Annotated in this window: 22 protein-coding genes; 5 read left to right on the top strand and 17 right to left on the bottom strand. The window is 63.2% G+C overall.

Annotated features, from left to right (window positions below):
* Positions 1-136 precede the first annotated feature (136 nt).
* The 3 genes from YH62_RS19885 to YH62_RS19875 all read left to right on the top strand — a co-directional run bounded on the left by YH62_RS19885 (position 137) and on the right by YH62_RS19875 (position 3410).
* On the top strand, positions 137-2077 hold the full coding sequence (locus YH62_RS19885; RefSeq protein ID WP_046795976.1) for a methyl-accepting chemotaxis protein: 1941 nt from the start codon (positions 137-139) through the stop codon (positions 2075-2077).
* Positions 2078-2236: 159 nt separating this feature from the next.
* Positions 2237-2818, top strand: coding sequence for a cytochrome b (locus YH62_RS19880; RefSeq protein WP_046796084.1), 582 nt, complete (start codon positions 2237-2239; stop codon positions 2816-2818).
* 4 nt (positions 2819-2822) lie between these two features.
* Positions 2823-3410: a YceI family protein gene (locus YH62_RS19875; protein WP_046795975.1), complete on the top strand. Its 588-nt coding sequence runs from the start codon at positions 2823-2825 to the stop codon at positions 3408-3410.
* Positions 3411-3417: 7 nt separating this feature from the next.
* On the opposite strand, the gene dxs is transcribed toward YH62_RS19875, so the two are convergent.
* The 9 genes from dxs to YH62_RS19830 all read right to left on the bottom strand — a co-directional run bounded on the left by dxs (position 3418) and on the right by YH62_RS19830 (position 13162).
* On the bottom strand, positions 3418-5337 hold the full coding sequence (gene dxs, locus YH62_RS19870; protein WP_046795974.1) for a 1-deoxy-D-xylulose-5-phosphate synthase: 1920 nt from the start codon (positions 5335-5337) through the stop codon (positions 3418-3420).
* Positions 5338-5431: 94 nt separating this feature from the next.
* Positions 5432-6355 (bottom strand): pirin family protein, encoded by a 924-nt coding sequence (locus YH62_RS19865; protein ID WP_046795973.1) that lies wholly within the window; start codon positions 6353-6355, stop codon positions 5432-5434.
* 96 nt (positions 6356-6451) lie between these two features.
* Entirely contained in the window at positions 6452-7567 is a 1116-nt protein-coding gene (locus YH62_RS19860) for a hypothetical protein (RefSeq protein ID WP_245282139.1), read from the bottom strand.
* Positions 7568-7699: 132 nt separating this feature from the next.
* Positions 7700-8059, bottom strand: a complete 360-nt coding sequence (locus YH62_RS19855) for a DUF1850 domain-containing protein (RefSeq protein WP_046795971.1) — start codon at positions 8057-8059, stop codon at positions 7700-7702.
* Positions 8056-10164: a TRAP transporter permease gene (locus tag YH62_RS19850; protein ID WP_046795970.1), complete on the bottom strand. Its 2109-nt coding sequence runs from the start codon at positions 10162-10164 to the stop codon at positions 8056-8058. The genes YH62_RS19855 and YH62_RS19850 overlap by 4 nt, the downstream gene beginning before the upstream one ends.
* 186 nt (positions 10165-10350) lie before the next feature.
* The gene (locus tag YH62_RS19845) at positions 10351-11286 is read right to left on the bottom strand and encodes a TAXI family TRAP transporter solute-binding subunit (protein WP_170986311.1); all 936 of its coding nucleotides are present in this window, start codon (positions 11284-11286) and stop codon (positions 10351-10353) included.
* Between the two features lie 137 nt (positions 11287-11423).
* Complete coding sequence (locus YH62_RS19840) at positions 11424-11945, bottom strand: GrpB family protein (RefSeq protein WP_046795968.1); 522 nt, start codon at positions 11943-11945, stop codon at positions 11424-11426.
* Positions 11946-11959: 14 nt separating this feature from the next.
* Positions 11960-12226: an exodeoxyribonuclease VII small subunit gene (locus YH62_RS19835; RefSeq protein ID WP_046795967.1), complete on the bottom strand. Its 267-nt coding sequence runs from the start codon at positions 12224-12226 to the stop codon at positions 11960-11962.
* Positions 12227-12229: 3 nt separating this feature from the next.
* Positions 12230-13162, bottom strand: coding sequence for a histone deacetylase family protein (locus YH62_RS19830; protein WP_046795966.1), 933 nt, complete (start codon positions 13160-13162; stop codon positions 12230-12232).
* Positions 13163-13299: 137 nt separating this feature from the next.
* On the opposite strand from YH62_RS19830, the gene YH62_RS19825 reads away from it, so the two are divergent.
* Positions 13300-13698 (top strand): thioesterase family protein, encoded by a 399-nt coding sequence (locus YH62_RS19825; RefSeq protein WP_245282138.1) that lies wholly within the window; start codon positions 13300-13302, stop codon positions 13696-13698.
* Between the two features lie 60 nt (positions 13699-13758).
* Here YH62_RS19825 and YH62_RS19820 read toward each other — a convergent pair whose 3' ends face one another.
* The 3 genes from YH62_RS19820 to YH62_RS19810 are packed head-to-tail and all read right to left on the bottom strand — an operon-like array spanning position 13759 to position 15631.
* Positions 13759-14322, bottom strand: a complete 564-nt coding sequence (locus YH62_RS19820) for a biotin transporter BioY (protein WP_046795965.1) — start codon at positions 14320-14322, stop codon at positions 13759-13761.
* Positions 14323-14351: 29 nt separating this feature from the next.
* Complete coding sequence (locus YH62_RS19815; protein WP_046795964.1) at positions 14352-14957, bottom strand: CbiQ family ECF transporter T component; 606 nt, start codon at positions 14955-14957, stop codon at positions 14352-14354.
* On the bottom strand, positions 14954-15631 hold the full coding sequence (locus tag YH62_RS19810; RefSeq protein ID WP_046795963.1) for an energy-coupling factor ABC transporter ATP-binding protein: 678 nt from the start codon (positions 15629-15631) through the stop codon (positions 14954-14956). Before YH62_RS19810 ends, YH62_RS19815 begins: the two co-directional genes overlap by 4 nt.
* Before the next feature lie 110 nt (positions 15632-15741).
* On the opposite strand from YH62_RS19810, the gene YH62_RS19805 reads away from it, so the two are divergent.
* The gene (locus YH62_RS19805; RefSeq protein WP_046795962.1) at positions 15742-16935 is read left to right on the top strand and encodes a winged helix-turn-helix domain-containing protein; all 1194 of its coding nucleotides are present in this window, start codon (positions 15742-15744) and stop codon (positions 16933-16935) included.
* Here the strand turns inward: YH62_RS19805 and YH62_RS19800 are convergent.
* The 5 genes from YH62_RS19800 to YH62_RS19780 form a co-directional block, all read right to left on the bottom strand.
* Positions 16932-17252, bottom strand: coding sequence for a BrnA antitoxin family protein (locus YH62_RS19800; RefSeq protein ID WP_046795961.1), 321 nt, complete (start codon positions 17250-17252; stop codon positions 16932-16934). The two genes, YH62_RS19805 and YH62_RS19800, sit on opposite strands and share 4 nt — an antisense overlap.
* Positions 17228-17497, bottom strand: a complete 270-nt coding sequence (locus YH62_RS19795) for a BrnT family toxin (protein WP_046795960.1) — start codon at positions 17495-17497, stop codon at positions 17228-17230. Before YH62_RS19795 ends, YH62_RS19800 begins: the two co-directional genes overlap by 25 nt.
* Positions 17498-17574: 77 nt before the next feature.
* Positions 17575-18678 carry a 3,4-dihydroxy-2-butanone-4-phosphate synthase gene (gene ribB, locus YH62_RS19790; protein WP_046795959.1) on the bottom strand — a complete coding sequence of 368 codons (1104 nt, stop codon included), beginning with the start codon at positions 18676-18678 and terminating at the stop codon, positions 17575-17577.
* A 10-nt stretch (positions 18679-18688) separates the two neighbouring features.
* A complete protein-coding gene (gene aroC / locus YH62_RS19785; RefSeq protein ID WP_046795958.1) occupies positions 18689-19786 on the bottom strand; it encodes a chorismate synthase in 1098 nt (365 codons plus the stop codon).
* Between the two features lie 127 nt (positions 19787-19913).
* Complete coding sequence (locus YH62_RS19780; RefSeq protein WP_082118425.1) at positions 19914-23081, bottom strand: EAL domain-containing protein; 3168 nt, start codon at positions 23079-23081, stop codon at positions 19914-19916.
* Positions 23082-23151: the final 70 nt, after the last annotated feature.

Raw genomic sequence — 23151 nt, 5'->3', positions numbered from 1 at the left:
CATGCGCTGCCTTCGGACCTCCCTCAAAATCCCCATGAAAACTCGGGGCCGGACCGCAAGACATTCTTAAGGCGGATCGGATTCTGTGGAGCATGGGAGAGAAGTCCGCCGTCCCTAGGTCCACCGAGAACCCGTCATGTCCTTGAAAAATCTTTCGCTGAACAAAAAGCTCATCTTCACCTTCGCCGCTTTGATGTCGGTTTGCCTTCTCGCCTCCGCGGGCGTTTACTGGCAGGCCTCGAAATCCCGCGATGCCTCCGCAAGGCAGGTCGCGTCCCAGACGATCGTCGGGCATGTGGATGCAGCCCTCCAGGCCATGCTGGAACAGGCCGTCAACCAGCGCGGCTTCCTGCTCTTCAAGAGCGACAGCACCTATAACGATGTCTTCGCCAATCGAGAGAAGATGATCGCGGCGATCGACGCGGCAAAGCAAGCCGCGGCGGATATGCCGGCGCTGATCGCTTCGCTGGACGCCATGCGCAAGGCGGCGGATGTCTTCCACACGCAGCTTACCGAGCCGCAGCTCGCGGCGCGCAGGAACAGCGACATGCCGATCGATCAGGTCATCGAGATCGGCCGCAACCAGTCGCGCGGCCAGCTCGATGCCTTCCGCGAGACGGCGGCAGAGATCAAGCAGCAGGTGCATGAGCTTTCCGCCGGCCTGACGGCAGAACAGAGCGAGGCGTTCGGCGATCTGCGCATGGCCCTGCTCCTCGGCGGTGCTGCTGCCGGTCTCATTGCTGCGCTGCTCGTCTGGGCGCTGTCGCGGGCGATCGTCACGCCGATCGTCGGCATGACACAGGCCATGTCCCGGCTTGCCGGCGGCGACAATGATATCGTCGTTCCCGCCCTCGAGCGCGGCGACGAAGTGGGTCAGATGGCCAAGGCCGTCGCGGTCTTCAAGGATGCCGCGATCGAAAAGCTCCGCCTTTCGCGCGATGCCGATCACCTGCGCGAAACCGCCGATCGCGAGCGCCAGGCCGCCGAGGCCCAGAAGGCGAACGAAGCGGCCGAGATCGAATTCGCGATCGACTCGCTTGCGACCGGCCTTGCAAGCCTCGCCAACGGCGATGTCGCCTATCGTCTGGAAACACCCTTCTCCGCTCGTCTCGACCGGCTGCGCGTCGATTTCAACCAGTCGCTCGAAAAACTGCAGGCGGCGCTCCGGTCTGTCGGTGAAAACGCATCCGCCATCAATGCCGGTGCTTCCGAGATCCGTTCCGCTGCCGATGATCTCGGCCGCCGAACCGAACAGCAGGCCGCGGCCGTTGAGGAGACGGCTGCCGCTCTGGAGGAGGTAACCACGACCGTCAAGGAATCGGCACGCCGCGCCGAAGATGTCGGCCAGCGCGTCGAACGTGCCCGCATGGGTGCCGAGAAATCGGGCGATGTCGTTCGCCGGGCGGTTTCCGCCATGGAGGGGATCGCCAAATCCTCCGGCGAGATCATCAACATCATCAGCGTCATCGACGATATCGCCTTCCAGACGAACCTTCTCGCCCTCAACGCGGGCGTCGAGGCGGCGCGTGCGGGCGATGCCGGCAAGGGCTTCGCAGTGGTGGCGCAGGAAGTGCGCGAGCTCGCCCAGCGCTCCGCCAATGCGGCCAAGGAGATCAAGGCGCTGATCACCACTTCCAACCAGCAGGTGCAGGCGGGCGTCGGATTGGTCGATGAGACCGGCAAGGCGTTGCAGGCGATCGTTGGCGAGGTGCAGGAGATCAACGAGCATCTGAACGCCATCGTCACCTCCACGCGGGAACAGTCTTCCGGCCTTCAGGAGATCAACACCGCCGTCAACAACATGGACCAGGGCACCCAGCAGAACGCGGCAATGGTGGAGCAGCAGACGGCGGCAAGCCATAAGCTCGCTCACGAGGCGCAGGCGCTTGACGCATTGCTGCGTCAGTTCAAGCTTGGCGTCGAGACGGCCACAAGAGTGGCGCGTCCGGCTCCGGCTGCCACCGGCGCCCGTCCGGCGGCATCCCCCGCCAACGCGCTGCGTTCGACTCTTGCCCGCGCATTCTCCTCGAAGACGGCTTCGTCCGCCGCGGTAAAGGAAGACTGGTCGGAGTTCTGATCCTTAAGCGGATGATCGCCTTGAGACAGCCCGGGCATTCGCCCGGGCTGTCTTGTTTTATGATAGTCCCATCAAAGATCGCGCTACCGTGATTTGATGCGCCTTGCCGAAAGGCAGGCGCAGGAGGATGATCTAACAGGAAGCCTTGGGAAGCTCGTCATGCGTGGTCCTGCCGATCGCTATGACACTTTCACGATCATCCTTCACTGGTTGATCGCGGTGCTGATCCTCGGCCTCCTGGCGCTCGGTTTCGCGATGACCCGGCCGGGGATAGATCCCGTCTTGCAGTTTTCGCTCTTCCAGTGGCACAAATCCTTCGGGATGCTGGCATTGGTGCTTGCCTCCGTGAGGCTTCTCTATTCGCTGGTCCGGCCTTCCGTCAGCTCGTCCGCAGGCCTGAGTTATCTTGAACGGCGGTTCGCCAAGGCCGTGCATCTTCTTCTGGCGACACTTGCCGTCCTCGTGCCGCTCGCGGGCTGGATGGTGGCATCGGTCTCGCCGCTGGAAATTCCCACTTTCGCCTTCAATCTGGTCGTGGTTCCGCATCTGCCGGTGCCGAAATCGGATGCTGCCGAAAGCTGGTGGACGGAAGCGCACGCCCTGCTTGCCTATTTCACCCTCGCGCTGGTGCTGCTGCATTCCGCCGCCGCGCTCCATCATCACTATCGCCGGCGCGACGATGTGCTCCTGCGTATGCTCGGCCGTCGATCGGACCCTCCGAAGGCCTCGGTGAAGGAGTAGGGCGATGAATGGAAAAATGGCCCTGTTCGGCGTGCTGTTGACTGTCGCGGTCCTTCCGGCAGCCGGTTCCCTTGCGGTCGATGTGCCGAGCCTGGCGGAAGCGGCGGGCCGCTACGCCATCACGCCGTCCTCCAGCATCGCCTTTACGGTCGAGCAGGCAGGCGGCGGCGGCATCAAAGGCAGGTTCGGCCAGTTTTCCGGTACATTCGATCTGAGGGCGGGAAACCTCTCGGGCTCGACGGTCAGCTTCGAATTGCGGCCGGCAAGCGTCACCACCGGGCAGCAGAGGATCGATGCCTTCCTGCGTTCCGGGGCGGTGTTCGACACCGAACATTTCGACAGGATTTCCTTCCGCTCCAGCCGCGTGGAGCAAACGGGGCCGGACACAGCCCGCGTCGCCGGCACGTTGACGGCCAGGGGCCGCAGTTCCGCCGAAAGTTTCGATGTGAGGCTGACCGGCTGGACCGGCCGCTCCATCAGCTTCGATGTACAGGGCAGGATCTTCCGCTCCCGCTACGGCATGGATGTCGGCACGCCGATCTATTCGAACGTCGTCCAGTTCGAAATGAGGATAGAAGGCCGGCGCCGCTGATTGGGCATCAGCCCGCAGCGCCGACGTCGATCCGCTTCTGGCCGAGCGCTCCGAAGACGGTCGAGACGATGCCCGCGCGGTCGAGGCCTGCCCTGGCATACATGGCATCCGGGCTCGCCTGCTCCATCCAGATATCCGGCAGCACCAGCGGGCGGATTTTCAGGCCGTGGTCAAGCAGGCCCTCGGTGGAGAGGAACTGCAGGACATGCGCAGCGAAACCGCCGACCGCGCCTTCCTCGATGGTGATGAGTACCTCGTGATGGCGGGCGAGCTGGCGGATGAGATCATGATCGAGCGGTTTGGCGAAGCGCGCGTCGGCCACCGTCGTGGAAAGTCCGGCCGCATCGAGGTCTTCGGCTGCCAGCAGACAGTCCTTGAGACGCGTGCCGAACGAAAGCAGCGCCACCTTGGAGCCCTGCTTGACGAGGCGGCCCTTGCCGATCTCCAGGATCTGCCCGCGCTCCGGCAGTTCCACGCCCACGCCTTCGCCGCGCGGATAGCGGAAGGAGATCGGGCCTGCGTCATAGGCGGCTGCGGTGCGCACCATGTGCTTCAGTTCCGCCTCATCGGCTGCGGCCATAACCACCATGCCCGGCAGCGTCGCCAGGAAGGTGGTGTCGAAGGAGCCCGCATGGGTCGGCCCGTCAGCGCCGACGAAGCCGGCGCGGTCGATAGGGAAGCGCACGGGAAGCCCCTGGATCGCCACGTCGTGGACCACCTGGTCGTAGCCGCGCTGCAGGAAGGTGGAATAGAGGGCGCAGAAGGGCTTGTAGCCCTCCGCCGCAAGACCGGCCGCGAACGTTACCGCATGCTGTTCGGCAATGCCGACGTCGAAGGTGCGGGAAGGGAAGACCTCCGCCAGCTTGTCGATGCCGGTGCCGTTCGGCATGGCGGCGGTGATGCCGACGATCTTCTCGTCGAATGCCGCCTCTTGCACGAGCGCCTCGCCGAAGACGCTGGTATAGGAAGGCGCGTTGGGCTTGGATTTCGCCTGCGCTCCGGTGATGACATCGAACTTGTTGACGCCGTGATACTTGTCGGCAGCGGCCTCGGCCGGCGGATAGCCCTTACCCTTCTGGGTGACGACATGGATGAGGACCGGGCCCTGGGCATTGTCGCGCACGTTGCGCAGCACCGGCAGCAGGTGGTCGAATGAATGTCCGTCGATCGGGCCGATGTGATAGAAGCCCATTTCTTCGAACATGGTGCCGCCGGTCACGTAGCCACGGGCATGTTCGACCGCGCGTGTGATGGCGCGATCGATCGATTTGCCGAGATAGCTTGTCAGCTTCTTGCCCATCTCGCGGAAGCCCATATAGGTGCGCCCGGAGGCAAGCCGCGCGAGATAGGCGCTCATCGCGCCGGTCGGCGGCGCGATCGACATGTCGTTGTCGTTGAGGATGACGATCAGCCGCGCGTCGAGCGCGCCGGCATTGTTCAAGGCCTCGTAGGCCATGCCTGCCGACATCGCGCCGTCGCCGATGACGGCGATGACGTTCCGCTTCGATTTCGCCAGATCGGCCGCCACCGCCATGCCGAGGCCGGCGGAAATCGAGGTGGAGGAGTGGGCGGCTCCGAACGGATCATATGCGCTCTCGGCCCGGCGGGTGAAGCCGGAAAGCCCGTTTTCCTGGCGCAGCGTGCGGATGCGGTCACGCCGGCCGGTCAGGATCTTGTGCGGATAGCACTGATGCCCGACATCGAAGATCAGCCTGTCGTCAGGCGTATCGAACACCTTGTGGATGGCGATCGTCAGCTCCACGACGCCAAGCCCTGCGCCCAGATGCCCACCGGTGCGCGAGACCGCGTCGATCATCTCGTCGCGAACTTCACGGGCGAGTTGCGGCAGGTCGCGATCGTCGAGTTTCCTGAGATCGTTAGGGAACTCGACCTGATCGAGCAGGGGCGTTTCGAGGTTTGGTGTCACGGAATCTTGTCTTTTCTGCTTATGTCCGGTGCAGTGCGTCCTCACCAAGATGAGGAGGAAGTGGGCTTTTTCAAGTAACCTGCCTTATCGGATTTCAGGCTCCGGGCAAAGGGACAAACTCTTCCTCGTCCCCCGGAACGATATCGAAACGCCCTGTGCGCCACTCTTCCTTGGCCTTTTCGATCCGCTCCTTGGAGGAGGAAACGAAGTTCCACCAGATGTAACGTTTCGAATTAAGCGCCGCGCCGCCGAACAGCATCAGGTGACAGCCGCCGGGTCCCGCTTCCAGCGTGATATTGTCACCGGGCCGGAAGACGAGAAGCTGGTCGGCCGAAAAACGGTCGCCGGCAACCACGAGCTCGCCGGAAAGGATGTAGATTGCCCTTTCTTCATGCGCTGCCGAAAAGGGGAAACGCTTGCCCGCTTCGAGGCTGAGATCGACATAGAGCGTGTCGGTGAAGGTGGTGACGGGCGAGGCAAGCCCCTCGAAACTGCCGATCACCACGCGCCCCTTCGCGCCGTCGGCATCGATCAGCGGCATGGCCTGCCGGTCGGTGTGGCCGAAGGCGGGGTCGATTTCCTCCTTGTCGTCCGGCAGGGCCAGCCAGGTCTGCAGGCCGGAGACGGACATGGGCTTGCCGCGCAGGTTTTCCGGCGTTCTTTCGGAATGCACGATGCCGCGCCCGGCCGTCATCAGGTTGATATCGCCGGGCTTGATGACAAGCTCGGTGCCGAGGCTGTCGCGATGCTTGATCTCGCCGTCGAATAGGTAGGTGACGGTCGAAAGCCCGATATGCGGATGCGGCTTCACGTCGAGAGCCTCTCCTGCCCGCAGAAGGGCGGGGCCCATGCGGTCGAAGAAGATGAAGGGGCCTACCAGCCGGCGTTGCCGGGTCGGCAGCGCGCGGCGTACGGAAAATCCGCCGATATCGCTGGTGCGCGGGATGATCAGGTTCTCGATCCCATCGCAGGAAAAGGCATCGCCTGCGACTGGGTCCTTTCCGGGAAAGAAGGACATGGGCGGGTCTCCGTTTCGAGGATGGACTCTATCGAAGACCGGACGGGCGGACAACCGAAGCCCATGGAGACACACTGTATAGCAATTCCGGGATGTTCAGCCGAAATCGCCGATCAGCCGACTCCATTGCTCCCCGGCAAGTCCGTTGAGGAAAGCATCCCCTTTGTGGATCGCGGCTGTGATCTCGGGATCGCGGCAATGGAGAACGGTGGAGGCGCTGTTGAGAAAGCCGATGCGCCGGCCGAGCATCGCCCCCATGAGGAAAGGCTGCGTGCGGCCGCGCACCGCGCTCGCGCCCGCTTCCGCCGCATGCGTGATGAGCGCATCGAGCACGGCCTCCTCCTTGCCGGGAGCCGCAAGCAATTGGGTCGCCCGTGCCGTGCCATGCGGGCCGAGATGATAGAAGAACCCGCCGATGGCCTGGCCGCCCCGGTCGATGGCTGCGGCAAGCACGGGCCTGCCGAAGAGCGGCTTTTCCATCGCTTCGCGAAGCGTCGTATCGAGCGCTTCGGCGGACCAGTCCGGGCGCAACGGAAAGCGCTCCGTCATCAGACGGAAAAGCCCGGCGAACTCTGTCGCATCGATTTCGCGGACCGAAAGCCCGGCTCTGCCGGATTGTGCCTTGGGCAGCCCGAGCCAGCGGGGTCGCTCGGCCACGATGCGCCGCCGGAAGACGTCGTCCACGCGGGAGGAGACGGGGCTTAGCGCGCGCAGGACCGGATAGCGCCTGGCGGATGCTTCGACCGCGCTCGTCGCCGGCCGTATGATCCGGAACCATTCCATGCTGTGGCCGGGCAATGCCACGGCTCCTGCATGTTTCCACATGCGCAAGGAAACTTCGCTTGCGGTTTCGCTGAATGAGAAATCCTGCGGTCCGTTGAGGGCGGCCTTGAGGATTTTCGCAGCCGCTAGCGGGTCTCCGGCGCGCTCGTCGGCCATGATGGTGCTGAGAAGCGCTGCCCGGAGCGGTCGGTCTCCAAGCCGCATCGGCAGGACATGCCGCCCGATGAAGCCGGAGATTCCGCCGTCATCGCCCTCGTGGACCAGCGAAGGTATATCTTCCGCGCAGGCCGCGGCCTCAAGATAAAGGTGCCGGAGATACTCGACGAGCCCCGCGGGCGGCTGGCGATCGGAGTGGCGGAAGACCCTATGGAAAAGCGCAGCGATCGCAGGCACGTCGCCGGCTGTAAGCGGGCGTATCCTGCCCATCATCCGCCTCTATTTGTCGGTGTTCGTTGAAGTCCCGCAGTAATTCCGAGGGCTTTGTAGGTTTTTCAGGTAAAAATAGATTGAAGCGGAAGGGTTAAATGGAGGGATACTGCTTTTTTCTGGCTCACCGCCTAATTACGGGCAGGAGTTCAGAATTATTTCCTCTCCGGCCGTCGTCCCGAGCTCCATGCAGCCGCCCTCGTGACAGAGCCGCCAGCCGCCTACAATCGCGCCGGAGGCCGCAAGCGCTAGGCGCGGCTGCGGCGGCAGCTTCGGCTTCCATATCCACCAGCCGTCCCGCAATATGGCATCCGTCCCAGGTTCCATGCCGGCGCCGGACCCCTTAATGGAAGCCTGCCGCAATTCCAGGCCGGCGGGCGTCGCCTCCCAGCTTTCCCGCCACTCGGTCTTCTGTACCGAATGGGTCCAGGAGAGCGTGAAGAGGGAGACGGCGAGTGACGTCACCTTTCCCGCCGCCAGGATGCAGAGGCTCATGGCGCGGCGGTGGGGGAGGGCACCCCGCGGCTGCGCCACCAGTGCAGGGCGACCACCGCTATGCCGAGCGCCCAGCCCAGCTCGTCCGTCCACGGAAGGGCGAGAACCAGGCTCGCGCCGGCGATGAAGGCGATCGCCCGTTCCCATATGGCCATGCGCGCGAAGAGGAAGCCGACGACGGCGGCACCCCAGAGCGCGATGCCGAAGCAGGCCTTGAGGAAGACATAGGCGACTTCCACCGGATAGCCCCAGGCAGCGGCGATCGGGCCTGGATCCTGCAGCATCAGCGCCGGCGTGTAGACGGCCATGAAGGGCACGACGAAGCCTGCGGTCGCAAGTTTGGTCGCGTCGATCGATATCTTCAACCCCGAGGTCTTGGCCATAGGTGCGGCGGCGAAGCAGGCAAGCGCCACCGGTGGCGTCAGGTCCGCCAGGATGCCGAAATAGAAGACGAACATGTGGCTGACGATCAGCGGCACGCCGAGTTCGAGCAGCGCCGGGCCGGCAAGCGAGGAGGTGATGATGTAGTTCGGGATCGTCGGTATGCCCATGCCGAGGATGAGGCAGGTGATCATCGTCAGCACCAGGGAGAGGAAGAGGTTGTGCTCTCCGACCCGGATGATCGCGCCGACGAAGGTGGAGGCGATGCCGGTCAGCGTCAGCGTGCCGATGACGATGCCGACGATGGCGCAGGCGATCCCGACAGGCAGCGCATTCTTGGCGCCTTCCGCCATCGCGTCGCGGCAGATGGCGAGCGTTTCCTTGCCACCCTTGATGAAGAGGCAGCCGGCGATCAGCCCCGCGATGACGATGACGAGGAAATTGACGCCGTATTTGAGGAAGGAGGCCGCCGCCAGCCCCAGCGCCAGCCAGAAGACGAGGCGGAAGGCGAGCGGGCCGATCGAGGCCGCGAGCGGCATGCCGAGAATGAGGACGACGACGAGCGCCAGCCCCATCGTGCCGGCGAAGATCGGCGTGTATCCGGCAAACAGCAGGTAGACGAGGGCGGCGAGCGGCAGGATAAGCGGCCAGTGCTCCCTGACTGCAGCCCAGGGATTCGGCAGGTCCGCCTTGTTCATGCCCTTGAGCCCCGCCTTGCCGGCTTCCAGGAACACCATCCAGAAGCAGACGCCGAAATAGAGGATCGCCGGAATGAGCGCCGCCTTGACGATTTCCGCATAGGGAACGTTCAGCGTCTCGGCCATGATGAAGGCGACGGCGCCCATGACCGGCGGCATGATCTGCCCGCCCATGGAGGAGGTGGCCTCGACCCCGCCGGCAAAGGCCGAACGGAAGCCGAAGCGCTTCATCAGCGGAATGGTGAACTGGCCGGATGCGACGACATTGGCGACGCCCGACCCGGAGATCGTGCCCATCAGCGCCGAGGACATGACGCAGACCTGCGCCGGGCCGCCGCGCCATGTGCCGACGAGCCCGAGCGCGAAATCGTTGAAGAGGCCGAGCATGCCTGCCCGCTCGAGGAAGGCGGCGAAGACGACGAAGATGAAGATGTAGGCGGCCGAAACATAGATCGGCGTACCGTAGATGCCCTCGGTGCCGAAGCCGAAATGCTCGATGATGAGTTCGAAATCATAACCGCGATGCACGAAGGGGCCGGGCGCATACTGCCCGAAGAAGCAGTATGCGAGGAAGATCGCCGCGATGATCGTCAGCGGCAGGCCCATCAGCCGCCGCGCGCCCTCGAAGACGAGAGCGATCATCGCCGTGGCGACGACCAGGTCCAGCGTCGTATGAAAGCCGCTGCGCTGGATGAGGTCGACGTAGAACACCCAGTTGTAGATGCCGGTCAGGAAGCCGATGATGCCGAGCCCCCAGAACCAGGCCTTTCCGGCCGGGGTCTTCGCCACCAGATTGCCGAACAGCGCAAAGCCGAGCAAAAGCAGGAAGCCCACATGCATGGCGCGCACCACCTGGCTCGGCAGCGTGCCGTAGGCCGCGGTCCAGATCTGGAATGCGGTGAAGACGAAGGCGATCCAGAAGGCGATACGGCCGGTCAAGCCTTCCCCGAAGCCTGCCGGCAGGCCTTCTATGGCTTCCTCGGCGGAATGGGGGGCGTTTGGGCTCTGCATCGCGGTCGCGGACATTCGGACTCTCAATATGCTCTCTGGTTTATAGTGAGCCCCCTCTGGCCTGCCGGCCATCTCCCCCACAAGGGGGGAGAAAACCCGCGGCAAAGTTCTGCTTCATACGCGGCGTCTTGGCAGGGTAAGCCCCTCCCCCTTGTGGGGAGGGGTTGGGGAGGGGACTTGCAGCGTGCGGGACTCCAGCCCTTACTTCAGCAAGCCGGCTTCCTTGTAATAACGCTCCGCACCCGGATGCAGCGGCACCGGCATGCCTTCGAGTGCCTTTTTCGGATCGATCGCCTTGGCGGCGGCATGCGCGGCCGTCAGCTTCGGCAGGTTTTCGAAGAGAAGCTTGGTCATCTGGTAGACAGTCTCTTCGGGAACGCCCTCGTGGGTGATGAGGAAGTTGCCGACGGCAGCGGTTTCCACATCCTCCGCCTGGCCTTCATAGGTGCCGGCCGGAATGGTGACGGACATGTAAGGCGCGCCGATCTTGGCGACCTCGGCCGCCGGGATGGCCACCACATTGATCGGCATGGAGGTGGCGAGGTCGCGGATCGAGGCGACGCCGAGACCGGCCGATTGCAGGGTGGCGTCGAGCTGGCGGTTCTTGATGAGCTCGACCGATTCGGCGAACGGCAGATACTCGGTCTTGCCGAGATCGCTGTAGGACATGCCGGCGGCTTCGAAGATCGCCCGCGCGTTGAGCTCAGTGCCGGAAGCGGGTGCGCCGACCGACAGGCTCTTGCCCTTGAGGTCGGCAAGCGTCTTCACGCCCGAATCCCGGCTGGCGACGACCTGGATATAGTTCGGATAGATGGCCGCGAGGCCGCGCAGCTTGTCCAGCTTGCCTGGAAAGCCTGCTTCCTTGTTGCCGTTCCAGGCCTCCTGCACGGAATCGCCCAGCGAAAAACCGATCTCGCCGCGGCCGGCCTGCAGCAGGTTCAGGTTCTCGACGGATGCCTTGGTCGCCTGCACCTGCGTGCGTGCGCCCTCGATACCCTGGCCGTAGATTTCCGAAAGCGCTACGCCGAGCGGGTAATAGACGCCGGATGTGCCGCCGGTCAGCACGTTGATGAATTCCGCCGCCTTCGCGCCGACGGCTGAAAACGCCGTCGAAACGGCCAGCGCGCCCGCGAACATGACATTGATTTTATTGAATTTCACGATTGTTCCTCCCAAGCAACCTATGGCGGCTATCATGGGGAGGCGGCCACGGTGCGTCAACCGCTTTGTGGCCTCATCGTGGCGAAGGTCGTAAGACTTTGGTTCACCACGACCTAGAGCAGGGTCGCCTTGACACGATCGATGAAGCCGCTTTTTAGTTCGTTATAACGAGCCCGATTATCCGGTGCGTCAGAAACCGCTTTTTCCTTTATGGAAGTATAGTCCCGACGTAGTTGCGGATCGCGCCGTAGCGCGTCCCGAAGGGCAAGGTTGGAGACCCACGAATATCCTTTGAACTCCACGAGATGCACGAGATGGGTCCGCTCGGTTTTGTCCCGGCCACGGCCGAAGATATAGTGTCCCGGCACACCGGCATGGGCAGCATAGTCGTAACCGAGCGCAAGCAGAGGATCGTGGCAGGCTTGCCAGTCTTTTAACGGTTCAAGGCCGACGATAATGTCCAGGATGGGTTTTGCACGCATTCCCGGCACCGATGTCGAACCGTAGTGCTCGATGCCTTTTGCGAACGCTCCAAGCGCAAGTGCAATCCGTTCCCGCTCCACACTGAATTCGGTCGGCCAATCGGGATCATAATCGACCAGCAGGTTGGCGTTGTGCTTGAGGCCCAGCACCATGGTCGTCTCCGGGCCTACTCGCCGTCCAGCGGTTCGACGCCCTGCGGCTTGCCGGCGCGGTCCAGGCGTATCTTCTCGATACGGTTCTCGGCGGCTGCGAGAAGCTTCTCGCAATGCTTCTTCAGCGCTTCTCCGCGCTCATAAATGGCGATGGATTCGTCGAGCGCCACGTCGCCGCGCTCCAGCCGCGCGACGATGCTTTCCAACTCCGCCACGGCCTTTTCGAAGGAATAGCCGCTCACATCGCCAATGGCGCCGGAGTTCTCGGCGTTTTCGGTCATTCCTTATCCTTTCATCAGTCTGCAGATGTGCATGCCCGCCGATTCGGCGAGGCCTTCCAGATCATAGCCGCCTTCCAGGAGGCTGACGACCCGGTCGCCCGCGTATTTCCCGGCGATTTCCATCAACCGGCCGGTCGCCCAGTCGAAGTCCTCACCGACGAGATTGATCTGCGCCAGCGGATCGCGATGGTGCGCATCGAAGCCGGCGGAAATGATGATGAAATCCGGTCGGAAGTTTTCCAGCGCCGGCAGGACGCGCGATTTGAATGCCTCGCGGAAATATTCGCTGCCGGTATCGGGCGAGAGGGGCGCGTTGACGATGTTGCCGGTCTTGCCCGTCTCGTCCTTCGCTCCGGTCCAGGGGTAGAGCGGCATCTGGTGCGTGGAGCAGAAAAGCACGGAAGGGTCGTCCCAGAATATATCCTGCGTGCCGTTGCCGTGATGCACGTCCCAATCGACGATCGCCACGCGCTCGACACCATGCGCCTTCTGGGCGTGGCGGGCGGCGATCGCGGCATTGTTGAACAGGCAGAAGCCCATCGCCTTTTCTTTTTCGGCGTGATGGCCGGGCGGGCGTGCCGCGACGAAGGCGTTGTCCACCTTGCGGGAAAGCACGTCGTCGACGGCTGCCATGGCCGCGCCGATCCCGGTCAGCGCCGCTGTCAGGCTCTTCGGCCCAACATAGGTATCCGCCTCGATCTGGTTGATCTCGTCCTCTTCGGGAATTTCCCGCATCACGGCGCGCAGGTGCGATTCCGGATGGGCAAGCAGCACGCCGTCTTCGCTCGCCTGCGGCGCCTGCTTGCGGTCGAGCTTCTCGAAATTCGGGTGCTGGAGGGCGATTGCCAGCGAGCGCAGCCGGTCGGCCCGTTCCGGGTGTCCGGAAGGCGTGCGGTGCTCCAGGAAGATGTCATGCTCGTACAGGCGGGGGGTCATGCGGCCGACCTCTTGGAAGGAATGCCCCGGACATGGCGCAGACGCGGCAATTTTTCAAGCCGGCACCTCTTGTTCCCGCGCCCGCTCGCCCGAAATGAATCAGGAGGAAGAGAAGAAGCGTCCCGCTTGGGTGCATCGTGGCCAAAGAACCTTCTAAACTTCATGAATTCCAGGTCCCGTATCGCGATGTCGATATGCATGGCGAGATGTTCCGCGCTGCCTATGTCGCCCGCGCGGAAGAGGCGGTCACGGAATTCTGGCGCCGTCGCCGGTCGGCCAGAAGCGATCCGCAATTCACCGTCAGCAAGGTCGTCTGCACCTTCCACGAACCCCTGAAGCTCGGCGATCTGGTGGAAACGCATGTCGGGGTGAGCAAGATCGGCGGGAAATCCGCGGGCTTCTTGGTCCACATGGAACGGGACGGCACGGCGGTCGCCGAAGCCGAGATCGTCTGGACCGCCTGCGACCCTGAAAGCCGGGAGCCGATCGCGCTGCCGGAGGACCTGCGCGATTGGCTCTATCAGTTCTTGGATTAACGGATATCGCGCAAAAGTGTGTTGCGATTTCGCGATAACGACATGCGCAAAAACAAAGGATCAGGCGCGCTGCGGCAGCAGCGGATAGCCGACCATGACCGCGCGCCCGGCCAGGGCGGCGACGAAGGCTTTGAGGACATCTCCGGGGACAAAGGCGAGCGAACCCAGGAAAGCCTGCTTAAAGCCCAGCCCGGTGATGAGCGCGAGATAGGTGATGCCAAAAGCGTAGAGAACGACGACCCCGCCCGTGAGCGCCGCCAGAAAAAAGCCCGCACCCTGCACGAGGCCCGTCTGCGAGCGGCTGATGAGACGTTCGGAGAGGTAGCCCGTCACGAATGCGGCGAAAACCCAGCCGATCAGGAAGCCTGAAGTGGGGGCGGCAAAGGCGGCGAGCCCGCCACGTCCGCCGGAAAGAACCGGAAGCCCGATAGCGACCAGCAATAGCACCAGCAGAACCGCGACCGTGCCGCGCTTGGCGCCGAGAACGACACCCGCCAGCATGACGCCAAGCGATTGTGCGGTGATCGGCACGGGAATGAAGCCGATGGCTATCGGCGGCAGGAGACCGAGAACGACGATGATGGCGGCAAACAGTGCGGCAAGAACGAGATCCCGGGTGCTCATGGTTTGCGATTCCCTAATAAAGCTGTCGATCAGTTCTGCCCTCGGATGCCGCGGGCGTCAATGGCCGCGGCGATCTCGTCGGCGCTCTTCAACGTCAGAATGATGAGCGGTACGGCGAGCGTCAGCGGCCGGGGCTTCAGACCGCGGGCGGCATGCGCCTCGCGGATCGCCCGATAGCGGGTCATCACCTCGGGCACGAAGCGGATGACGAGGCCGACCGAGAGCCCTATATCGGCGGCCTTCACGAGGCCGATCCGCTCCAGCGGGCGGGCGGCGAGCGTGATCTCATCGATGAAATCGCCGATCGTGGTGGTGGCCGTCGCCGCGGCTGCGAGCAGCATCAGCGTGGTCAGCCTGAAGAGCGTGGTGGCCGCCTCGTGCGCGGAACTGACGAAGAAGGCGAAGACCGCAACCACGAAGATCGTCAGGAAAACAGGCCGCAGCCGCAGCCAGGATTGCCGCCACCCGATTCGAAGCGACGCATAGAGAAGGCCGGCTGCAAGGGCGGCGATCGCGAGCGCGAAGGGGGAGATGATGAAGATGAGGGCGATGCCGGTTAACGCAAGCGCGAGGAGCTTCACGCGGGCGGAAAGCCGATGCAGAAGACTGTTTCCCTCGACGTAGAGCGTGTTCATGCCGCAAGCTCGCGATATCGCGCCATGACCTCTCCCGGCGTGCCATCGGCGACCAGCCGGCCCTGATCGAAAAGCAGGACGCGGTCGAAATCGGCAACCAGCGGCAGATCGTGACTGATGACGATCACATGTTCATCGAGTGTGGCGATCGTCCGCTCCACGAGGTCGCGGTTCTTGAGGTCGAGCTGGTTGGTGGGTTCGTCGAGGATCAGGATCGGCGGCCTTGTGACGAGCACTGAGGCGAGTGCGGCCAGTTGCAACTCTCCGCCGGAAAGCTCGTGGGCCCGCCGCTCGGCGAGATGAGGGATGCCGAAACGGGAAAGGATGGCGGCAACGGCGGCATCCATAGCCTCTTTCGAAAGCTTCTGCGCCTTGAGACCGAGCGCGATGTCTTCTTTCAGGATCGGCAGGATGATCTGGTTCTGCGGGTTCTGGAAGATGAAGCCGACCTGGGCCCGCACGCGCTCGGCATCGGCCGCGGTATCGATGCCGTTGACGATGACGCGGCCCTCGGACGGTTTCACGAGCCCGTTTATCATGCGCGCGAAGGTGGTCTTGCCGGAACCGTTGAGGCCGATCACGCCGATACGCCGCTCGGAGAGCGAAAGCGTCAGCGGATGAAGCGCCACCCGGCCCTCGAAACTTGCACTGGCTTCTTCGAAACGGATGTCCAACCCGGTCCCTCGTTCTTTCGCAGGACCTATAGACCGGATATGGAGATAGGGGAATGCGGAACTGAACGTGAACATTGAAACATGCGCCAGGGCATTCTACTCTGGCGGTCATGGCGATTCTCATACCCAATTCTCAGGCAAGACGAATCTTTCTGGAGCGGCAGGGACTTTCCCAGCCGCCCGGCCGCGCTCTCGATAAAGCGGGGCTTCTGAACCTCATCCACGAGATCGGCTTCGTGCAGGTGGATAGCATCGCCACGGTGGAGCGCGCCCACCATATGATCTTGTTTTCCCGCAACCAGACCTACCGGCGGGAGCATCTGAAGACGCTTCTGGAAAAGGATCGCGAGCTTTTCGAGCACTGGACGCATGATGCCTCCATCCTGCCGTCCGCCTTCTTCCGCTATTGGAAGCACCGTTTCCGCCGTCGCGAGCCGATCATCGCCGAACGCTGGAAAAAATGGCAGGGCGAGGATTTCAACTCCGCCTTCGAGGATACCTACCGGCACATTGCCGAAGGCGGCGCGATCATGTCGCGCGACATGAAGGTGGAAAATCACAAGTCAGGCGGCTGGTGGAACTGGCATCCGAACAAGACGGCGCTCGAATATTACTGGCACATCGGCAAGCTGGCGATCGCCGGCCGGGTGAACTTCCAGAAAATCTACGATCTGACCGAGCGGGTGATTCCGGCGCGCCATTACGAGCCCGAGGTGAGCCATCAGGAGTTCATCGATTGGGCCTGCCGCAGCGCCTTGAAGAGGCTGGGCTTTGCCACATCCGGCGAGATCGCGGCCTTCTGGGACCTCGTGACACCCCAGGAGGCGAAGGATTGGGTGCACGCCCATCGCGACGAGTTGGATGAGGTGCTGGTCGAGCCGGTCAATGGCGGCAAACCAAGACCCTCCTTTGCCTTTACCGGCTTTCCGGAAAACCTCGGCGATATTCCCGAGCCGCCGGCACGTGTGCGGGTTCTCAGTCCTTTCGATCCGCTGCTGCGCGACCGCGATCGCGCCGAACGGCTGTTCGGCTTCTTCTATCGCATCGAGGTCTTCGTGCCGGAACCCAAGCGGGAATACGGCTACTACGTCTTTCCGCTGATCGAGGGTGACCGGATGATCGGCCGTATCGACATGAAGGCGGATCGCAAGTCGGGCACGCTGGACGTCAAACGTCTATGGCTCGAAAAGGGCGTCCGGCCATCGACCGGTCGGCTGGAAAAGCTGGAGGCGGAGCTGTTGCGCGTCGCCCGGTTTGCGAGCGTGGAGAAGGTGAGCTTCCTGGACGGCTGGCGCCCAGACTAGCGTCGAGAAGCCTTCTTTAGCTCCTCGGCCATGGCGTTTCGCCAGTCCTTGCCCTTGGCCTTGAACTTTTCCAGCACTTCGGGTTCGAGCCGAAGCGTCACCGCTACCTTTGGCGCGTCGATCTTGGGACGGCCACGGGCACGGCGGCTCGCTTCCTCGAGCGCACGAAATACCTCGGCGGGTAAAACCTCGCGCGCGGGGCGCATGCTCGCCAACTCCTCGTCCGTTAGCGGAGGGCTGTCCACAGCATCCCAATCTTCCTTGGTATAGCCGCGGCCGGGCTGAAATTCCTTCAATGTTCGGTACTTCGTGGCCATTGGAGCAGCCTCTTCTCTTTGGTATTGGCGGGACGAAAGCTGATAATCGAAATCGCTTCGGTACCAAGCGTCGCGAAAACGACGACTGCGGTGCCGTCTTCGAAATAGCCTATGGCTTTGATCCGGCCTGAATGACCGGCCTCCATGACCGCCGTTTCCCACTGAAAGGCGTGCACCTCAGCGAAGTCGAGGCCATGCTTCTCAATGTTCGCCAGCCGTTTCAGCTCATCCCAAACGAATTTCATATTATTCGTACACGAAAAATTGCTTCCCCTCAAGCAGAAGCAATCTAACGTGGCCGGAGCCGAATGCAACTAGTGGTTCAGCAGATCACCGTCTCGGCAATCTTGATGCCGAAGCCTTCCAGGCCGACATAGTGCCGCTCGCTGCGGCTGAGCAGCTTGATCGAGGTGACGCCGAGATCTTTCAGGATCTGCGCGCCGAGGCCGATTTCCAGCCACTCGCTCTCGCGCGCCTTGGCCTGCTCGTGCTCTTCCTTGTCGCTATGGCGAAGCTTGCGGCCATGGTCCATCTGGCCGACGCCGACGGAGCCCTCGCGAAGGTAGATGATGACCCCGCGCCCTTCCTCGGCGATCTTTTCCATGTAGCGGTTGATGGGCCGCTCGGCGCCGAAGACGTCATCCGCGACATTCTCGAGATGCAGGCGAACGGGAATATCGACGCCGTCCCGGATGTCGCCGAAGATGACCGCCACATGCTGCATGGGGTCCCAGGGCAGGGAATAGGCATGCGCCTTGGCCTTGCCGAAGGCAGTATCCACACCGAATTGCGATTGCAGCTCGATCAGCGTTTCCTTGCGCTGGCGGTAGGCGATGAGGTCTGCGACCGAAACCTGTTTCAAGCCGTGGGCCTGAGCGAAAGCGGCGACCTGCTGGCCGCGCATGACGCTTCCGTCGTCATTGACCAGTTCGCTGATCACGCCCACCAGCGGCAGGCCGGCGAGCTTGCAGAGGTCGACCGCCGCTTCCGTGTGGCCTGAGCGCATCAAGACGCCGCCTTCGCGGGAGATGAGCGGGAAGATATGGCCGGGGCGCACGAAATCGGCAGCTCCCGCATTGGGATTGGCGAGATTGCGCACGGTCAGCGTCCGGTCATCGGCGGAAATGCCGGTGGTCGTGCCGTGCTTGAAATCGACCGTGACGGTGAAGGCGGTGGTATGCGCGCTGTCGTTTTCCGCCACCATGGCGTTGAGGTTCAGGCGCTTGGCCTCCTCGCGCGGCATGGGCGCGCAGACGATGCCGGATGTATGGCGCACGATGAAGGCCATTTTCTCGGCCGTACAATGGACGGCAGCGACGATCAGGTCGCCTTCGTTCTCGCGATCGTCGTCGTCGGTCACGACGACGATCTCGCCGGCTTCGAAGGCGCGGATGGCATCGACGACACGCTTCTGGTCATAAGCCATGGGGAATTCCTTACTTCAATCGGCCGGTCTGGGCGCGGTCGCGAAGATAATGGTCGGCAATCGCGCAGGCGACCATCGCCTCGCCGACAGGAACCGCTCTTATGCCGACGCAAGGGTCGTGGCGGCCCTTGGTGCGGATATCGACATTGTTGCCGTCCGCGTCGATCGAGCGCCGCTCGGCGAGAATGGAGGAAGTGGGCTTGATGGCGAAGCGGGCGACCACCGGCTGTCCGGTGGAGATGCCGCCGAGAATGCCGCCTGCGTGATTGGAAAGGAAAATCGGCTGTCCGTCGTTGCCCATGCGCATCTCGTCGGCGTTTTCCTCGCCGGAAAGCTCGGCGGAGGCAAAGCCTTCACCGATCTCGACGCCCTTGACGGCGTTGATGGACATCAGAAGGCTTGCGATATCCTGATCGAGCTTGCCGTAGATCGGCGCGCCGAGCCCGGCCGGAACGCCTTCGGCGACCACTTCCACGACCGCGCCGATCGACGAGCCCGCCTTGCGGATGCCGTCGAGATATTCTTCCCAGACCGGCACGATCTCGGCATCGGGCGAGAAGAAAGGGTTCTGGTCGATCTGGTTCCAGTCCCAGTTCGCCCGGTTGATCCTGTGCTTGCCGATCTGCACCAGCGCGGCGCGGACGGTGACGCCGGGCACGACCTTGCGGGCGAGCGCGCCTGCAGCGACACGCGCCGCCGTCTCACGGGCGGAGGAGCGGCCGCCGCCGCGATAGTCGCGGATGCCGTATTTCAGGTCATAGGTGAAATCGGCGTGTCCGGGGCGGTAGCTCCGGGCAATCTCGCCGTAATCCTTGGAACGCTGGTCGGTGTTCTCGATCAGCATGGAGATGGGCGTGCCGGTGGTCACCAGCGTCTCGCCATCCTCGTCCGGCATCACGCCGGAAAGCACCTTCACGAGGTCTTCCTCGCGCCGCTGGGTCACGAAACGCGACTGGCCGGGCTTGCGCTTGTCCATCCAGGCCTGGATTTCGGCGAGCGTGAAGCGGATGCCGGGCGGGCAGCCGTCGATGACGCAGCCGAGCGCCGGCCCGTGGCTTTCGCCCCAGGTGGTGACGCGGAAAAGATGACCGAAGGTGTTGTGCGACATGGTGGCGACCGGAACCGTGGGGGAATGGCTGCTCCATTCCTGAAAGCGGCCCTGTCATAGTGGAAAAACGGCGGAAGGGACAAGCCTTTCTTGGCGGCATGCGCAAGCAGCGCCGGCCGGCCACCTCTTAAGCCGCGGCCTTCCGCCAGCCCGCAAGCGCCGAGCGGGTGAAATCGTCGAAGGAGAGCGGCCGGGAGAAGGCGTAACCCTGCAGGAGGTCGCAACCGAGTTCGCGCAGCAGGCTTGCGTGCTGCATGGTCTCCACCCCTTCCGCCACCGTCTCGACGCCAAGCGAGCGGGCGATATCGATGATGGAGCGCACCAGCGCCCGCTCCTGCGGCGAGGTGAGGATCGGCATGACGAGTTGGCGGTCGATCTTCAGCCGCTTCGGCTTCAGCTTGAGCAGGCTCACGATGGACGTGTGGCCAGTGCCGAAGTCGTCGATCTCGATATCGATGCCGAGCGCCTTGATCCTTTCCAGATTGCTGGCCGCGGCAGCCTCGCTCTCGTCCAGGAAGATGGATTCCACCAGTTCGAAGGATACCTGGCCGGGCGTGATGGCGAGCCCTTTCAAGCTGTCGATCAGGCCCTCGTCATGCAGGCGCCTGGAAGAGACGTTGACGGAAACCTTCGGTATTCGGATGCCGAGCGCGGCCCAGCGCATGCGGTCCTTCAACACCGTCTCCAGCACGATCTGGTCGAGCGTGGCGGCGACATTGAGATCCTCGGCGATCTTGAGGAAGCGATCGGGCGCCAGAATGCCATGATGCGGATGGTTCCAGCGTACCAGCGCCTCGACACCGGTCAGCTCGTTGGAGCGAGCATCGAATTGCGGCTGGTACCAGGTGACGAATTCATGGTTGTCGATGCCTGCCAGCACCTCGTCGGCGGTGCGCTTATGGCTGATGATTTCCGCCTGCAGGTTCTGCGTGAAGAACTCATAGCGATTGCGGCCCATGCCTTTCGCGCGATAGAGCGCGATATCGGCATTCACCAGCGTCCTGCGTGCATCTAGGTTGAAGCCGCTGGCCTGGGCAATACCTATCGAGACGCCGCCGCGGCAGGAAAAACCCTCGAAATCGATGGGCTGGCGCAGCTCCGTGATAATGCCGGCGGCAAGATCGGCCATCTGCTCGGCGCTGCAATTGCCGTTCACAAAGATCACGAACTCGTCTCCGCCGATGCGGGCGACCAGATCGCCGCTGCCGACATTGCGCGATAGAACTCGCGCCGCATGCACGAGCATGGCGTCACCCGCCGCATGGCCCAGCGTGTCGTTGATCTGCTTGAAGCGGTCGAGGTCCAGATGAAGGATCGAGAACTTTTGCCGCTCGCCTTGGCTGGCGCGGGAAAGCCGGTCGAGTTCGAGATCAAGCTTCCGGCGGTTGGCAAGCTCGGTCAGCGGGTCATGCAGCGCGTTGTGTTCGATGCGGCTCTTTGCGAGTTCCAGCTCGGCGTTCTTGGCGTCCGCCTCTTCCTTCGCGGCCCTCAATTCCTCTGCGAGCACGGCATCGGCGGTCACGTCGAAGGCGATGCCGATGACCTTCTGGGTGCCGTCGCGGCCGGTGCGCAGCTTGCCGATGGAGCGGATGTAGCGGACGCTGCCGTCCGGCAGCAGCACGCGGGCCACCAGCATCTCGGAGCGGAACTCCTCCCGGAAATGGAAGGACGAGTTGTGCGCCAGCGCTCGATCGTCCGGGTGCAGCAATTCGATCCACCGATCCGCGGTGATCCGCCCGTCGGTGAAGGGGATGCCGTGCAACTGGCACATGCGCGCATCCCAGGTCTCGAAATGGGTTGCCGGATCGCTTTCCCAGATACCGCAATTGGATGCCTCGAGCGCCAGATCGAGCTTGGTGGAAAGTTCCTCCAGCTCCTGTTCGCGATTGGAGAGTTCGTCGAGCGCCAGTTCGAGCTCGGCGTTCTTGATGTCGCTCGTTTCCTTGGCGGCGCGCAGCGTCTCCGTCATCACCATGTCGGCCGTGATGTCCCAGACGATGCCGGTGGTGCGCCGGCTGCCGTCGGCATTGAGGTAGCTTGCGCCGGCGGAGCGCAGGTAACGCAGCGCCCCGTCTTCGAGCCGCACGCGGTAGATGTCGCTGCACGGGCTCATGGAGCAGGTGGCGATGAAGAAATGCGCTTCCGCCGCCGCCCTGTCCTCCGGAAAAATCGAGGCCAGCCAGTCCTCCAGACGGCTTCCTCTCGCCTCCGCTTGCCGGCCGTGCAGCGCGGCTGCGCGCTCGTCCCAGTAGAGGCGGTGGTCGTCCGTCACTTCCCATATGCCGATATTGGAGGATTCCATGGCGAGATGGAAACGCTGCGAAAGCTGCAGCAGGTTGGCCTCCCTGGCCTTCAGGGCCGCGATGTTGCGATTGCGCTCGTCGATCAGCAAGCTGGCGACGATGATCGGCACGATCATGCCGAGTGCTGCAAGGGCGATCGAAAGGCGGATAATCGTCTGATCCGGCGGGACGGCATTCCAGCCGGCCTTGGGCGCGGCAAGAATTTCCCAGGTGGCGCCATTGACCGCGAGCGGCCAGGCCCGCGGGGCTGGAATGGAGGCGTCGCCGAAGATCACCGGTCCGCCTTCGCGGCCCATGTCGCGGATGGCGACGTCCATCCAGGAAAGATCGGCGAGAGCGCCGGAACCCGAACCTGTCGGCGCGAAGCTGATGCCGCTTGCCTCCATCAGTCCGGCCTGGTCGATGGCGACGGCGATGGACCCGTGGCCGGTTGTGCCGGCCGCGGGCTCGCCGAACGGCAGAACCAACGTGAGATGGCCGTTCCGCGCGTCGCTCAGGAGCTTGGCGGGGCCGTCTTGCCGGACGGAATTCACCTGTTCTCCCAGCAGGCCGGCGTCGACCTCGAGATCATGCGCGTCCAGGCCGAGCGACTGGCGGGTGAATACGTCTGCGAGTTCTGAATTTGGAGCAAGGGCAATCGCGAGGAAATGCGGCGTTCCGGCAATCTCCTCTTCGGCGACATGGCGGAAGCGTGAAGCCGATCCTCCCGCCTCGCCGGTAAAGGCCTGCGCCAGGTGTTTTGCGAGCCAGACATCCTTGTCCAGCCGCGCGGCAAGCCGCCCGGAAAGGAATGTCGCGGCTTTTTCCGTCCTGCCGCGCAATTCCTGGCGGTAGCTTTCGGTATGTTGGCGATCGAGCACGACGCCCGTCAGAATGACGCCGAGGATGAGCAGCATCGCCGCGGCGGCGGATGTGCGGATGCCGCGGGCAGCATGGTGGATTTTCCCAAGAGGCGAGAGCCGGACCTTCAAAACCGCAGCACCCTTTTTCATTCGTTATTGTGTTGTTGGCGGGACGGTATACAGGCGGCGTTAATTTCCGATTGAGCGTCCATGCGCATTG

This window comes from Rhizobium sp. LC145, from assembly GCF_001005825.1.
GTDB lineage: Bacteria > Pseudomonadota > Alphaproteobacteria > Rhizobiales > Rhizobiaceae > Neorhizobium.
Note: the sequence above shows the minus strand (reverse complement) of the source record. Positions and strands in the feature narration are given on the sequence as shown.

Excerpts from the sequence above, each read along its gene's own strand:
- YH62_RS19830 (WP_046795966.1), bottom strand. The coding sequence starts at position 13,162 with ATGACCCCCCGCCTGTACGAGCATGACATCTTCCTGGAGCACCGCACG.
- YH62_RS19860 (WP_245282139.1), bottom strand. The coding sequence starts at position 7,567 with ATGATGGGCAGGATACGCCCGCTTACAGCCGGCGACGTGCCTGCGATC.
- YH62_RS19850 (WP_046795970.1), bottom strand. The coding sequence starts at position 10,164 with ATGTCCGCGACCGCGATGCAGAGCCCAAACGCCCCCCATTCCGCCGAG.
- YH62_RS19795 (WP_046795960.1), bottom strand. The coding sequence starts at position 17,497 with ATGAAATTCGTTTGGGATGAGCTGAAACGGCTGGCGAACATTGAGAAG.
- YH62_RS19885 (WP_046795976.1), top strand. The coding sequence starts at position 137 with ATGTCCTTGAAAAATCTTTCGCTGAACAAAAAGCTCATCTTCACCTTC.
- YH62_RS19855 (WP_046795971.1), bottom strand. The coding sequence starts at position 8,059 with ATGAGCCTCTGCATCCTGGCGGCGGGAAAGGTGACGTCACTCGCCGTC.
- YH62_RS19780 (WP_082118425.1), bottom strand. The coding sequence starts at position 23,081 with ATGAAAAAGGGTGCTGCGGTTTTGAAGGTCCGGCTCTCGCCTCTTGGG.
- YH62_RS19820 (WP_046795965.1), bottom strand. The coding sequence starts at position 14,322 with ATGAGCACCCGGGATCTCGTTCTTGCCGCACTGTTTGCCGCCATCATC.
- YH62_RS19865 (WP_046795973.1), bottom strand. The coding sequence starts at position 6,355 with ATGTCCTTCTTTCCCGGAAAGGACCCAGTCGCAGGCGATGCCTTTTCC.
- YH62_RS19875 (WP_046795975.1), top strand. The coding sequence starts at position 2,823 with ATGAATGGAAAAATGGCCCTGTTCGGCGTGCTGTTGACTGTCGCGGTC.
- YH62_RS19800 (WP_046795961.1), bottom strand. The coding sequence starts at position 17,252 with ATGGCCACGAAGTACCGAACATTGAAGGAATTTCAGCCCGGCCGCGGC.
- ribB (WP_046795959.1), bottom strand. The coding sequence starts at position 18,678 with ATGGCTTATGACCAGAAGCGTGTCGTCGATGCCATCCGCGCCTTCGAA.
- YH62_RS19845 (WP_170986311.1), bottom strand. The coding sequence starts at position 11,286 with ATGTTCGCGGGCGCGCTGGCCGTTTCGACGGCGTTTTCAGCCGTCGGC.
- YH62_RS19815 (WP_046795964.1), bottom strand. The coding sequence starts at position 14,957 with ATGAACACGCTCTACGTCGAGGGAAACAGTCTTCTGCATCGGCTTTCC.
- aroC (WP_046795958.1), bottom strand. The coding sequence starts at position 19,786 with ATGTCGCACAACACCTTCGGTCATCTTTTCCGCGTCACCACCTGGGGC.
- YH62_RS19840 (WP_046795968.1), bottom strand. The coding sequence starts at position 11,945 with ATGGTGCTGGGCCTCAAGCACAACGCCAACCTGCTGGTCGATTATGAT.
- YH62_RS19805 (WP_046795962.1), top strand. The coding sequence starts at position 15,742 with ATGGCGATTCTCATACCCAATTCTCAGGCAAGACGAATCTTTCTGGAG.
- YH62_RS19835 (WP_046795967.1), bottom strand. The coding sequence starts at position 12,226 with ATGACCGAAAACGCCGAGAACTCCGGCGCCATTGGCGATGTGAGCGGC.
- YH62_RS19880 (WP_046796084.1), top strand. The coding sequence starts at position 2,237 with ATGCGTGGTCCTGCCGATCGCTATGACACTTTCACGATCATCCTTCAC.